We start from the raw sequence: 12907 nt of genomic DNA, 5'->3' as shown, positions 1-12907 counted from the left end.
TGTAAAACTCAGAAGCAGTAATTGATTAAGCTTTTTTAAATTATAGTACTTTAGTACTGTTAAATCAAGCTATTTGGTAATATATCACTACAAAATGGGTAAATATTGGCATTTTATGTAAATAATACAAAAAAATCGTTAAGTGATAGTATTTTTATACCTACTATTACTTAACGATTTCTAATATTATTAATATTTAATTAATTTTGTAGTAATATTATTATTTCTCAACTGACTTTTCAAGAAGGAATTTAATAATTGAATCTGATAGTACGGAATATCCAACTTCTAAGTTTATAGAAGCACCATAAGTCTCAATGATTTGTTGGAATGAGTCATAGCCATAATATGTTGCTAGCTGAGCGCCCATCTCTGCAATTTGATCATCAGTTACTGTGATATTTTCTTTTTGTGCTATCATTGTCAAAATCATCTTTTCTTTCAAATAATTTTGAGAATAATCTTTTGCATAATCTAGGAAGTCCTGTTCTGTAGCATAATTATATACAGATTTAAGGTATGTTGCATAATCTGTAATTCCATATGAAGAACCTTTACTTGCAAATTCAGATTTAACGTTGTTTTCAATCGTGTCCATTAGCGTTTGAACTTCTGCATCTGGGTATCCACTTACAGTACAGTTTGCAGCAATGGTGGTCCAAATAGAACTATATTTTGTATTATCAAATGTAGTTTTGGCTTGTTCAACAAGACTCTGCTTTGCAAACACTGTAAAATCTGCTGTTGTTGTAGCTGTACTTTTATAATTAGCTGCCACTGACTGTACAAATGCATCCGTATATTGTGCAGGTGTGCTTTCATTAATTGCAGTCACTGTTACTCTAAATATTACACTTTTGCCAGCTAAATCTGTACTTGAATAATCAGCTGGAAAAGTAATTGGAAGATCGTATTGTTTACCAACTTCAAGACCGATTAAACCTTGATCTAATTCCGTAATGAATTTGGCAGAACCTATTGTATAAGTAGCATCTGTTGCTGTACCGCCTGAAAAGGCTGTGCCATCAAGTAGCCCGCTATAATCTAAAACCACTGCATCACCAGACTTTGTTGTTCCAGTTGTTACCGTTGTTGTAGTTGCATTTTCAGTTAAAATTCCATTAATATATTCTTGAACTGCTTGATCCGTCACTTCAAGAGTACTACGATCCACTTTAACTTCAATCCCTGTATACTGTCCCAATGTAACATACTGAGCATAATTTTGCTGATCCGCTGCAAGTTGCTCTTGATATGTCAAAACAGCAGCTGTAGTTGGATTTTCTGTTGTAGTCTTTCCACATGCTGTAACCGACAATACCATTGTAATAACCAAAAAAACACTTAATAATTTCTTCTTCATATTTATTTCCTTTCATATTTACAAAATTAACAAAATTGCACTTTGTGCACGACTTCATATTGTTATAACATATTTTATACAAAAAGAAAAGTATTATCAGACAATTCACACATAATTCATTTTTTCTATTTTCCCTTACTTTTTTTATGTTGACGTGTTAAAATAAAGAATAAAAATTAAAAGGAAATTACTATGCATAATAATTTACAAACAAAAACATTAAAGAAATCAGTTATATTTTCACTCCTCTTAATCACTTCAATTTTACTTGCTTCTTGTAAAAATAATGTTGAACCAACTACTACCTCTGGTTTTAAGTTTAATACTTATATATCTATTACTGCATATAACAAAGTGGATAGTGTTGTACTTGATAAGTGCCTTGAATTGTGCGACACATATGAAAATTTATATTCACGCACAATTCAAACTAGTACTTTATCAAAAGTAAATAACCACGAAATCACCGAAATACCAGGGGAGCTTGCAACCCTCATTCAATATGGAATTCAATATGGCGACTTATCAAATGGAGCATTTGATATTACAATAGGTAGTGTTTCTTCATTATGGGACTTCACCTCCGATAAGCCACAAGTTCCAAATTCATCTGATATTAATTCAGCGCTTTCCTATGTTAATTACAAAAATATTTCTCTTCAAAAGAAGCCAGGAAGTGACGATACTTATCTTATATCAATTCCAAACGGAACAATTATTGACCTTGGTGCAGTTGCTAAGGGCTATATTGCAGATAAACTCAAAGAATATCTATTGGACAATGGTGTTACAAGTGCAATAATCAATCTTGGTGGTAATATCCTTTGCATTGGAAATAAACCGAACGATACTGCATTTAATATTGGTGTCAAAAAGCCTTTTTCTGAATCCGGCGAAAGCCTTGCGACATTGAAAATCAGTAATAAATCGGTAGTATCCTCCGGTACCTATGAGCGATATTTTACAAAAGATGGTCAGTTATATCATCATATATTAGATCCAAAAACTGGTTACCCTTATAATAATCAGTTAACCTCCGTAACAATCATTTCTGATTCCTCTGTTCAGGGCGATTGCTTAAGCACTACTTGCTTTACGCTCGGACTAGACGAAGGACTTAAACTCATTGAAAGTCTGGATGGCATTGAAGCTATTTTTGTTACTAGTGATGATCAGATTCACTATTCAAGTGGCGCCTCCAAGTATATTGTTACTAATTAACCTCTATGAATTAATCTTCATTAATTCAGCTTAATTTGCTACCCTTTATTAACGAATGATAGGAAGGAAGAATTAACCAACTATGAAAATTTTAGAATCCATACCATCAAATGATGGTTTTCATATGCCAGCTGAATATGAACAACACGAAGGCTGCATAATAATATGGCCTGAACGTTCAGATTCATGGCAATATGGCGCATATGCTGCCAGAAAAGCATTTGTGCAAGTTGCAGTTGCGATTGCCGAATCCGAAAAGGTTACAGTCTGTGCAAGTGCAAGTCAATATAATAATGCCAGAGAAAATCTGCCTGCAAATGTTCGAGTTGTAGAAATGTCAAGTAACGATGCATGGGCACGTGATTATGCACCTACATTTGTAAAAAATAATAAAGGTGAGATTCGCGGAATCGACTGGTACTTTAATGCTTGGGGCGGACTTATCGATGGGCTTTACTTTCCTTGGGACAAAGATAATGCCATGGCAAAAAAGCTTTGTGATCTATACTGTTATGATATTTATAATGCGCAAGATTTTGTCCTTGAAGGTGGTTCAATCCACGTTGATGGCGATGGAACAGCTCTTGTTACCGAATCATGTCTTCTAAGTTCTGGTCGTAATCCCGCTCTTTCAAAACAAGATATAACCGAGAAATTAAAACTATATCTTGGAGTATCTAAAGTTATCTGGTTGAAATCTGGTATTTACAATGATGAAACCAATGAACACATAGATAACATATGTGCATTTACAAAACCAGGACATGTTGTACTCGCTTGGACCGACGATGAAGAAGATTTCCAATATCCAATGTCAAAAAGCTGCTTAACTATTCTTGAAAATGAAGTTGATGCCAAAGGTCGCAAAATCACCGTTCATAAATTACCCTTACCTAAACCTGTTTATATTACAGATGCGGAATGTGGCGGACTTGACAATATGGATTTTCAACCTACAAGAGTAGGTAATGAACGCCTAGCTGCATCTTATGTTAATTTCTATATTTCTAATGGCGCGATTATTATGCCTGGATTTGGCGATGACAATGATGAAATTGCTAAAAGGACTTTAGAAAAACTTTTCCCAACGCGAAAAGTCATACAGATATATGCTCGGGATATATTAATTGGCGGTGGTAACATTCACTGCATTACGCAACAAATACCGCGATAAACATTTTATGGAAAGGAATTCCTTATGAGAAACGTAAAAATAGCTGCAGTACAGATGTGCTGTTCAAACACCAGAGAAGAAAATATCGCAAAAGCTGATAAGTTAGTGCGAGAAGCTGCAAAAAATGGAGCGCAGATTATTATATTGCCAGAATTATTTGAAACGAAGTATTTCTGTCAGGAAAGAAACTACGATTACTACAAATTAGCCACTAAAACTCAAGATAACCCTGCCGTAAAGCATTTTAGCCAAGTTGCAGCTGAATTAAATATTGTTTTACCAATTAGTTTTTTTGAAAAATCAGGAAACACAACATTTAATACTGTTGCTATTATTGATGCTGACGGGTCTGTTCTTGGTACTTATAGAAAAACTCACATACCTGATGACCACTTCTATCAAGAAAAGTTCTACTTTTCCCCAGGAGATACTGGATTTAAGGTTTGGGAAACTGCATTCGGAACTATTGGTGTTGGTATTTGTTGGGATCAATGGTTTCCTGAAGCCGCAAGATGTATGGCACTTATGGGAGCAGAGCTTCTAATCTACCCTACTGCTATTGGTTCAGAACCAATCCTCGAATGTGACAGCATGCCTCATTGGAGACGTGTTATGCAAGGACATTCCGCTGCAAATATTATTCCTGTAATCGCTGCAAACCGCATAGGCATAGAAACAGTTATTCCTTCAGACGCCAATGGTAGCCAGTCTTCTTCTCTTACTTTCTACGGTTCATCATTTATTACAAACGAAACTGGTGAAATTATAGCAGAAGCAGACCGCACTAGTGAAAAAATTGTTACAGCAGAAATAGATTTAGACGAAATCAGTGAAATGCGTTCCAGTTGGGGATTATTCCGTGACAGACGTCCTATGTATTATAGTCAGATTATGAGTCTATAAGGTTATTAAGTAAATATATACAAAAAAGAAAGGCGATCCATCTAACGGATCCCTTTCTTTTTTCGTATATATTTACTTGCTTCTTTTTATATAATTACTTACTTTTATTAAATCTACCCATTAATCGCTTAATGCCTTTTTTCTTAGGTTCAACAACAAGTTTTCCGCCACGTACAGACTTAATTCCAACTATGTACATTCCGCTTACTTCTGCTTTCACTTCTGCCTTCACTGGAATTTGATCAAATATCTTAGCATCCGCAATAAGTGTCATAATCTTAGGTCCAACCTTAGCTTTTACAATTGGAAGCTTAGAATTACGAAGATATCTTGGAGTCTGTTCTACTACTATTTTAGGAAGATTTGCTTCCTTCAATTTCATTCTTTTCTTATCAATTATTAACATTGAAATAACTTGCTTCGATTCGTCGATCTGTACCTGCTGTGCTTCTTGTTTCTTACGAAGCTTATTTCCCACAAACATCAAAACGCCTAAAACAACGACAAGTACTGCAAGAATAATCAAAATTACTGTTAACCATGCTGGCATATAAAATATCCTCCTAATTCAATAACGATTACTTTTTTGTGCAAAACACGCACACTGATGTTATTATATCATAGGAAAATACATTTGCAAAGAATTTTAAAATAACTTTGCAATATCTCCAATAATATTCTCTCGATTATATTCATTTCTATAATAAGAACTTAAACGGTCTCATTCCCTATACAAGGGACTTGTTTTTTTCATAGATTTCAGCAATGATTTTATGAGTATATACTCCAATGAGCTTACGTTGATCTTTTTCTAATTCATTCATTATAATTGGTTTTCCAAATTCAATTATTGTATGAGCCCTTTTGATACGCGGAAGCTGCTTTTCAAATATTGACTCTGTATTGTTTTGTATCATAGGAATTATCTTACAGCCGCTCTTTTCAGCAAATTTGAAGCTGCCTTCCTTAAATGATTTAACATCGTCGTCCCTATTTCTTGTTCCTTCTGGGAATATAGAAATCGAAATTTTATCGCTTTTAATTAATTCTATTCCCTTAAGAATAGTCTTTAAGCCTTCTTTGATATTAACTCTGTCGAGAAAAAGACAATTTAAATATCTCATCCAAATTCTAATAATTGGGATTTTATTCATTTCTTTTTTTGATACAAATCCTGTGAGGTTTATCATTAATGAATAGGCAATAACAACATCAAAAATACTTCTATGATTTCCAATAAATAATACTGGCTCATCCTTTGGTATATTTTCCCTCCCAATAATTGTTGTCTTTGTACCGCATAAAAATAAAATTATCTTAAATATTATTTGAACGATTCTCAGGGAACTGATTGACATTGCCTTATGATTAAACTTTCCTATTATCCATTCAATAATAAACATTGGAATACTAATTATAAAAAATATTAATAAGAATAATAATACTAAAACTAAACGAATCATTTGTAATCTTCCTTTCAATACATAATGTCATTATTATATCATAATAATAATGCAATTAAAACTTATTTTCCACCTATTTGGGTACATACTTTTACTATATAATGATAACAAAATTTTACCTAGATTTTAGGTAGTAAAGTATTTTCTTAAGTGCTATAATAAAAATTAATATTTATAATTTTTAATATAAACCAAAATACCTTTAAAAAAGGAGATTACTATGAGTAGAAATTTGACTTTGTTAACTGATTTTTATGAGCTAACTATGATGCAAGGCTATTTTAAAACCAAAAAGAATGAAACCGTTGTCTTTGATGCATTTTACAGAAAGAATCCTAATGATGCAGCTTATTCACTGTCTTGCGGACTTCAACAAGTAATTGAATATATTAATGATTTACATTTTAGTAAAGAAGATATAGATTATTTAAGGTCAACAGGACTTTTTGACGATGATTTTTTAGAATATTTAAACGTTTTTAAATTCACTGGTGATATTTATGCGATTCCTGAAGGAACTGTAGTTTTCCCAAAAGAACCTCTTGTGAAAGTGATTGCTCCTATTATGGAAGCGCAGCTTGTAGAAACTGCAATTCTTAATATTATAAATCACCAAAGTCTTATTGCCACAAAAGCAGCCCGCGTTGTATATGCTGCAAACGGAGATGGCATTATGGAATTCGGTCTTAGACGTGCGCAAGGGCCTGACGCTGGTATCTATGGTGCCAGAGCTGCTGTGATTGGTGGATGTATTGCAACTAGTAATGTACTAGCTGGTCAACTATTTGATGTACCTATTAAGGGTACACATGCGCATAGTTGGATCATGAGTTTTCCCGATGAATACACATCATTCAAAAAATATGCAGAATTCTATCCACAAGCTTGTATTTTACTTGTAGATACTTATGATACTTTAAAATCAGGTGTTCCAAATGCAATCAAAGTATTTAATGAGATGTTTGAAGCCGGCATTCCACTTAATTTTTATGGCATAAGGCTTGATAGCGGCGATTTAGCCTACATATCTAAGAAGGCCAGAAAAATGCTAGATGATGCTGGATTTCCTGATGCGATCATTTCTGCTTCAAGTGACTTAGACGAATACTTAATCGACAGTTTGAAAATGCAAGGTGCTCAGATTACCTCTTGGGGCGTCGGTACGAACCTGATAACATCAAAGGATTGCCCTGCTTTCGGCGGTGTATATAAACTTGCGGCCGTTATGGATGAAGAAACCAAAACATTTATACCAAAGATAAAACTTTCTGAAAATACTGAAAAAATCACCAACCCTGGAAACAAAACAGTTTATCGTGTATATGATAAAGATGGAATGATAAAGGCCGATTTAATTGCATTTGCAGATGAAACATACTCAGAAAAAGACTCACTGCTTCTATTTGACCCTATTGAGACTTGGAAGAAAACCTTTCTTCGTCCAGGTGAATACTCACTTCGTCAAATTATGGTGCAAGTATTTAAGCAAGGAGAATGTATCTATGAATCCCCAAAAGTTATGGACATTCAGAAGTATTGCAAGCTTGAATTGGCTACATTATGGGACGAATCAAAGCGTCTAGTAAATCCCCATGGAATTCATGTGGATTTGTCCAAAGAGCTCTTTGAAGTTAAAAACAAATTACTAGATAACTATTCTAAACTTGACATATAGCAAAACCCGCAGAATATATTTTACTTAAACTGTAAAAATATATTCTGCGGGTTTTATTAATTTTTCTCTTATTTTGAAGTGTCAACGACCTTATTTTTTATCAAATTTATCACTGCGAATGTACACATAAGTACAATACTAATTATCAGGAAACCAATCGCACCAGTGATACCGATGTTATCCGCTAATATTCCTACTATTTGTGGCATAATAATTCCACCTAGCGCTGCAATTGCAAGGAATATCGCCATACCCATATTGGAACCTTTGATGAATTCTCCTGCATTTGCAATACATGTGGGATATATTCCTGCAAAAAAGAATCCTAATCCCGCAACAGCTATCGTAATGATAACTAAATTCTGCGTAGAAATTAATAACAAGAAAAATATTGTTGAACACATGCAATTTATTAATATCAATTTCTGTTTTGAAATCATCCTCGAAATATAGGAATTAGATAATCTTCCTATCATTATTAAGAACCATGTAATTGATACTAAATTAGTAGCATACGAATCACTCATTATTCCAGATGATTTAAAATATGTAACAAACCAACCATTCACACAGTTTTCAACGCCTAAATAGAAAAATAAAATTAAACTTACAACGTAAAAATCGAAATTTTTTAAAAAACTCTTCTCTTTATCACTTTTATGTAGAACAACAATTTTCTCTTCTGTTTGATTTGGAAATTTACGATATCCAAATGTTGAAATCACTAACAATATAACTACTGTATATATGACATATTTCCAATTCAAACCAAACGTAATATATAACACAGTTAAAAATGGTGCTAAAAATGCGCCCACTGCAAACATCGTGTGTAAAAGATTGATTTCGGAAGTACTTGCATCATTTTCAGTTGCAACCATATTATTAACAATACTTACCGATCCTCGTCCAACCCCAATAAATAGAAATGATAGGTACATAATTGGAACTGATGGAACCAATGATATAACCATTAAAAATATTGGTATGAATGATGATAACAATATGATTGAAATTTTTTTCCCTATCCTTGCCAAAAGTAGCGGGGCAACAAAACTTGCCAATAAATTCCCGATAGCAAATGCCGATAATAGTCCTCCAGCCACGGTATACCCAATTCTTGCCTCGGCTATTAAATATGGCAAAATCGCACCAATTACTAATACCATCATACCATTGGCAAAAAATGCATAGTAACATGGTAATATGTTTTTTTTCTTTTGTGTCATTTCTATATTTCTCCTTGAGCGATGTTTCTAAGCTCGTACATTTTAAATGAGGTTTTCTGCCTTCTCCTGTTGTCTTATGCATATTTGTATTTTATTTTCTGAAATCTGTTCATCGTTAACTTCTATGGAATACTCTATTAAAATATTAATTGCTTCCTTCTTTTTGTCAATGTCGACGTTTCTTGCTAATATGCTTAGCTGTAAACTGCCAAATGGTGTCTTGTATAAAGAGGTTGTCTTTTCACTTGCGCAAAACTGCATATGCGCTGAGACAGGTCCCCTTTTAGTGATTTCGACACTATCCTCGCTTATTTTTATCAAATTCCTAGTAAGGCTATTTTCACCATCTAATATTTCATCATATTTTACGTATATCTTATTATTAATTTCACTAAGTCGACCAATATTGATCTGTTCAATAAGATTTTCATCTGCAGCATCAAATTGTAGGCCTTTTATGGTTATTAAAACATTTTCTGTCATTATGTATATTCCTTTAATTGGTTTTCGCTTTTGACATCAGTACTTTTCTATATTAATCTGCTCAATCGTTTTAATATCAAAAGGCAAAATTGAGTTAGCAAAATCCTTGAATTTCTCCGCTGCATCACTTACATAAAAGCGATACATAAGTGTTGGACTATCAACCTCACATACATTTGCAAGACCTTCTGTCTCTAAAAGTCGCTTCAATTCAATTGATGTTTCATATGCAGGGTTAACAAGGTTCACTCCTTCACCCATCACTTTTTGAATTGTAGATTTTATTAATGGATAATGCGTACAACCCATAATAAGTGTATCAATATTCTCATTTTTAAGAGCTGTTAAATATCTGCCTGCCACTTGTTCTGTAATTGTATCATCGAGCATTCCTTCCTCCACTAATGGCACAAATAACGGACATGCTTTCGCAATTACCTCTGCATTCGGATTCTGGGCTTTAATAAATGATGCATACATTCCACTATTTATAGTACCCTCAGTTCCTATTATTCCGATTCTTCCATTCTTTGTAGTGTCAACTGCAACTTTAGCACCTGATTTAACAACTCCTATGATAGGCATCGAAAATTCTTTCTGAACTGTATCTATAGCAAATGCACTTGCTGTATTACAAGCGATTACAATTGCCTTAACTCCTTCACCTTGTAAAAATCTGATTATTTGTCTTGAATATTTTATGATTGTATCTTTTGATTTGCTTCCATAGGGAACCCTAGCAGTATCTCCAAAATATACAATTCTCTCATTGGGTATCTGCCTCATTATTTCTCTAACTACAGTTAATCCGCCAACACCTGAGTCAAATACCCCAATTGGTGCATTTTTTTCCATAACATCCTCCTGCTTTTACTTAAAAATCCCGTTTAAAAAAGTCAAATATTTAAATTTGAACTCAGCACTACTTGTAGCAGTAGTTATCGTTTTATATTCATCATCTGTAAGAATATTTTTCAATTTATCTTTTGAAGCATCAGGCAAACTGCCATGCGTTGCATCAACAAAGCAAAGCGGAGGATACAGCACACACCACCAGTTTTTTCCTTCACTTTGTCCAATATCAATTCTAAAGGCCTCATAATCTCCTGGTGGCAATGTAATATCCCCATAAGTCTTCATCGGAAAATAGCTCTCTTCAAAATATACTTTCACCGAATAATCACTGCCATTTGATGCAAGTGTCTGTACTGCTACGTCTCGGATAACATCCATATTATCATTGAGAATCTGCCTTGTTTCATCGATGCTTTCCGACTGACTAAGTTTAGGCTCTAGATATGTAATAACACTGTCTTTTACCATAAGCTTCAGTTTCTGATCACTGTCACTATCACTGTTAGCCCTTACATGAAATCGAATAAGCTCCTGTGAAATTCCTTGTTGTAGCTCTAGCATATCCTTTTTTCTATAAGTGCAAATAGCAATAATAATTACTAACATAAGTACTATAAATCCTGCCAATTTTTTCATATAATAACCTCCAACTATGTATTATGGAGATTATTTCCAAATTTCACTGTTCTATACAAAATTACTTATTGTTCATTAATCTTACAATACCTTTTTCTTGATTGAAAATATGTTGTTTTACAACTATTTTTGCAGTCTCAACATTTCTCTCAGTAAGTTGCTTAATAATATCATTATGTTCGCTGATAAGGATTGAATGCGCACGTTCATCTTTTACATACTCAAGTCTATAGCGATACATTTGTTCTCTTAGATTAAAAATAATCTGAATCAAACGGAGATTACCTGTCATATTATAGATAACATCGTGAAAATGTACATCTGCATCAACAATTTTGACAACATCTTTTGAAATGATAGAGGCTTCAAATAGCTTATTCGATTTTTTAAGCTCATCAATTGCTTCTTGTGTCATATTCTTACATGCGAGTGTAACTGCAAATTCTTCCAGTATTGAACGAACCTCAAGAACATCTCTCATATCTTTTTCTGTGATATGCGCAACTTCAGCACCTTTTCTAGGTATCATAATCACAAGTCCCTCAAGTTCAAGTTTTCTGATAGCTTCTCTTATAGGTGTTCTGCTAACACCGAGTTTTTGAGCAAGTTGAATCTCCATAAGTCTTTCACCTGGTTCTAACTCTCCTCGTAATATCGCCTGCCTAAGCGTATTAAATACCACATCTCTTAATGGTAGGTAATCATTAATTGCCATTTTTAATTCACCGTTCATATTTTCCTCATTTCTGCGCATCTTTCATTGGCTCGCTCTGCGAGGCAATGCGCATTTCTAGTTTGTGCTGCAGGTTTCTACTAAATTATCTGTAACTGTTCAGTACCTGAACAATTACACGCTTCGCGATGCACACAAATTGCCACAAAGATGCAATTTGGTGCTGTAAAACTCGGATTTTTGCTAAAACAAGCAAAAAAGTCTCGCGGAATACTGCCTTCTGAATAGTTACATTTATCTTAACTATAAATTATAAGTTTCAGTAATATATATTTGTCTTGCATCGTCTGCTTTTTTTAAAGCATCAATGCATTTCATTGCTACTTCATAATCATCAAACATACCGAAAACTGTTGGTCCGCTTCCGCTCATAATTGCGTTAATAGCGCCATTTGATTTAATATCATTTTTAATTTTTGCAATAACTGGGTATAACGGAATAGTAACCTTCTCTAGAACATTTTCTAGCTTTTGTGCTATTGCATATATATCCTCAGCCTCGATTGCATTAATAATTCCATTAATATCTGGATGCTCCGCAATGCCCTTCATATCTAAATTTTCATAAACCAACTTGGTCGAAACATTAATAGGCGGTTTTGCTACAACAATATAACACTTTGGCATAGGTTTTAGCTTGGTGAGTTTCTCGCCAATACCCTCTGCAAGTGCTGTTCCACGTAAAATGCAATATGGTACATCCGCGCCAATATGGACCCCTCTCACCATTAATTCTTCCATTGTAAGTTTCAAGTGAAAAAGTCGATTCATACCATACAAAACCGATGCTGCATCACTGCTTCCACCCGCCATACCAGCGGCAACTGGAATGAATTTATTTAAGTCAATAGAAACGCCTTCTTTAATATTAAACTCATCTATTAACATTTTAGCGGCTTTATGCACAAGGTTGTTCTCATTTACTGGTAGAAATGAAAGATTTGTTACTATTTTGATTTCTGGCTCTTTTATCTTTTTCATAATAATTCTATCATACAATCCTATCGTCTGCATAACCATGCGAACTTCGTGATATCCATCTTCACGTTTGCACAATACATCTAGACCTAGATTAATTTTTGCACGAGCTTTTAATTTAATACTATTCATTTGCACCTTCCTTTGCATAATTAATAAGCACATATACTTATGTTTTAATTCCTTCTCTTTAT

General features: G+C 33.8%; 13 protein-coding genes. 4 read left to right on the top strand and 9 right to left on the bottom strand.

What is annotated here, in order from left to right; all coding sequences use genetic code 11:
* Positions 1 to 220: 220 nt before the first annotated feature.
* Positions 221 to 1363, bottom strand: coding sequence for a trigger factor (gene tig, locus BMY18_RS06685; RefSeq protein WP_092451874.1), 1143 nt, complete (start codon positions 1361 to 1363; stop codon positions 221 to 223).
* A 192-nt stretch (positions 1364 to 1555) separates the two neighbouring features.
* Here tig and BMY18_RS06680 point away from each other — a divergent pair, with 192 nt between their 5' ends.
* The 3 genes from BMY18_RS06680 (at position 1556) to aguB (ending at position 4661) form a co-directional block, all read left to right on the top strand.
* A complete protein-coding gene (locus BMY18_RS06680; protein ID WP_092451872.1) occupies positions 1556 to 2584 on the top strand; it encodes an FAD:protein FMN transferase in 1029 nt (342 codons plus the stop codon).
* 82 nt (positions 2585 to 2666) lie between these two features.
* Positions 2667 to 3758 (top strand): agmatine deiminase, encoded by a 1092-nt coding sequence (gene aguA, locus BMY18_RS06675; protein ID WP_092451870.1) that lies wholly within the window; start codon positions 2667 to 2669, stop codon positions 3756 to 3758.
* Positions 3759 to 3782: 24 nt separating this feature from the next.
* Positions 3783 to 4661 carry an N-carbamoylputrescine amidase gene (aguB, locus tag BMY18_RS06670; RefSeq protein ID WP_092451868.1) on the top strand — a complete coding sequence of 293 codons (879 nt, stop codon included), beginning with the start codon at positions 3783 to 3785 and terminating at the stop codon, positions 4659 to 4661.
* A 94-nt stretch (positions 4662 to 4755) separates the two neighbouring features.
* On the opposite strand, the gene BMY18_RS06665 is transcribed toward aguB, so the two are convergent.
* Both BMY18_RS06665 and BMY18_RS06660 read right to left on the bottom strand, forming a co-directional pair.
* Positions 4756 to 5211: a hypothetical protein gene (locus BMY18_RS06665; RefSeq protein WP_092451866.1), complete on the bottom strand. Its 456-nt coding sequence runs from the start codon at positions 5209 to 5211 to the stop codon at positions 4756 to 4758.
* Positions 5212 to 5389: 178 nt separating this feature from the next.
* Positions 5390 to 6124: a lysophospholipid acyltransferase family protein gene (locus BMY18_RS06660; protein WP_092451864.1), complete on the bottom strand. Its 735-nt coding sequence runs from the start codon at positions 6122 to 6124 to the stop codon at positions 5390 to 5392.
* Between the two features lie 220 nt (positions 6125 to 6344).
* On the opposite strand from BMY18_RS06660, the gene BMY18_RS06655 reads away from it, so the two are divergent.
* Positions 6345 to 7799 (top strand): nicotinate phosphoribosyltransferase, encoded by a 1455-nt coding sequence (locus tag BMY18_RS06655; protein ID WP_092451862.1) that lies wholly within the window; start codon positions 6345 to 6347, stop codon positions 7797 to 7799.
* Positions 7800 to 7867: 68 nt separating this feature from the next.
* On the opposite strand, the gene BMY18_RS06650 is transcribed toward BMY18_RS06655, so the two are convergent.
* The 6 genes from BMY18_RS06650 to ispE form a co-directional block, all read right to left on the bottom strand.
* Complete coding sequence (locus BMY18_RS06650; protein ID WP_092451859.1) at positions 7868 to 9028, bottom strand: MFS transporter; 1161 nt, start codon at positions 9026 to 9028, stop codon at positions 7868 to 7870.
* 42 nt (positions 9029 to 9070) lie between these two features.
* Positions 9071 to 9511, bottom strand: coding sequence for a YwiB family protein (locus tag BMY18_RS06645; protein ID WP_092451857.1), 441 nt, complete (start codon positions 9509 to 9511; stop codon positions 9071 to 9073).
* Positions 9512 to 9547: 36 nt separating this feature from the next.
* Positions 9548 to 10366, bottom strand: coding sequence for a glutamate racemase (gene murI, locus BMY18_RS06640; protein WP_092451855.1), 819 nt, complete (start codon positions 10364 to 10366; stop codon positions 9548 to 9550).
* A gap of 15 nt (positions 10367 to 10381) precedes the next feature.
* Positions 10382 to 11002: a stage II sporulation protein R gene (spoIIR, locus tag BMY18_RS06635; protein ID WP_092451853.1), complete on the bottom strand. Its 621-nt coding sequence runs from the start codon at positions 11000 to 11002 to the stop codon at positions 10382 to 10384.
* Positions 11003 to 11063: 61 nt separating this feature from the next.
* A complete protein-coding gene (locus tag BMY18_RS06630) occupies positions 11064 to 11735 on the bottom strand; it encodes a GntR family transcriptional regulator (protein WP_092451851.1) in 672 nt (223 codons plus the stop codon).
* Between the two features lie 243 nt (positions 11736 to 11978).
* Positions 11979 to 12845 (bottom strand): 4-(cytidine 5'-diphospho)-2-C-methyl-D-erythritol kinase, encoded by an 867-nt coding sequence (ispE, locus tag BMY18_RS06625; protein ID WP_092451849.1) that lies wholly within the window; start codon positions 12843 to 12845, stop codon positions 11979 to 11981.
* Positions 12846 to 12907: the final 62 nt, after the last annotated feature.

The organism is [Clostridium] fimetarium, assembly GCF_900111235.1.
GTDB classification, from domain to species: Bacteria; Bacillota; Clostridia; order Lachnospirales; family Lachnospiraceae; genus Clostridium_N; species Clostridium_N fimetarium.
This window is presented reverse-complemented; position numbering and strand designations above follow the sequence as displayed.